A 1169-nucleotide genomic window follows, 5' to 3' on the forward strand; every position below is an offset into this window, starting at 1 on the left:
CCTTTGTTCCGGTGGATGCCAGCATCATCGCTCAATGGGTTGGCGGCTCATTTCGGGTATCGTTCGAGTGGCAAACCGCCGCCGGCGTGTCGCTGGGGCAATCGGGCAGCACTACCATCACCGTGGTGGGCACCAAGGTCTTGATGCCGGCCCCCGATGTCAGCCCTATCGAGCTGGGGTTGATTCCGGCAGGTGAAGACATCACGGTCACCCTGCCGTTTTACGAACCCCATGACCCCGGCTGGCTGGAGACGCTGTTCATCACCCACGTACCGTCGGGGGGCGGCAATGCCATTGTCTACCGTCAAAATCAACTGGCAGGCGCTCAGGGGGGCACCTACACAGTGCGCGCCGCCGAGCTGGAACAGTTCAACGGGCTGGGTCACATTGATATCTATTACGAAACCAACGACGGTGTCGTCCATATCCTGGGCGGCAATGCCCTGACGACTCGGCGCTCCCTGATGCTGGGCGCCCAAATCGGCGAGCGCGTGGCCGACATGCCCGCGCCCCGCCTGCAAGGTGCCGTGGGCAACAACGTCAACCCCGCTGACGTTACAGGCAGCGATGTACTGGTCACGTTCACTTACCTCGATACCCAGCCCGGCGACAAGCTCCATTGGTCTTGCATCGGCTCGGGCCTGGGCGGCTCCGCCAACGGTACCCTGGACATCAATGGCGCCACCGCAGGCCGGGAACTGCCCTATCCGGTCACCCGCGACATTCTCGACAAAAACAACAACGGCAGTTTACGCATCAGCTACAGCCTGGAACGCCAAGGCCCGCCCCGGGTGGAACTGCGTTCGGAAGCCCTGAACCTGACGGTTGGCGTCGGCGTTCAGTTGGAGCGGCCGGTGGTCGGAGGTGCCTCGTTATTCCCTGACCAGCTCAACCCGCTGGCCGTGGTAGACGGTACCTATGTGTTGGTGAAGTTCCGGCCGATGCTGGCAACCGATCAGATTCGTGTGGACTGGATCAGCGCCGACGGCACTGGCAGCGTGGCCGTGAGTGCACACGGCAACCCCAGCACCCACGAAGTAGAGGTGCCCATACCGTCCGAGGTCATCGCCAAAGGCATCCGCGAGGGCGGCAATCGCATCAGCGTGCAGTACCACTTCACGCGCGGCAGCTTCCCCTATGAGTCCGATGTGCTGGACCTGGTACGGCTT

1 pseudogene is annotated in these 1169 nt (G+C 62.6%); it reads left to right on the plus strand.

Annotation, left to right across the window (positions count from 1 at the left end):
* A pseudogene (locus tag FIV35_RS29460) lies at positions 1-1169 on the plus strand (YncE family protein); the annotation flags it as partial.

Source organism: Pseudomonas rhodesiae (genome assembly GCF_007858255.1).
GTDB classification, from domain to species: domain Bacteria; phylum Pseudomonadota; class Gammaproteobacteria; order Pseudomonadales; family Pseudomonadaceae; genus Aquipseudomonas; species Aquipseudomonas rhodesiae.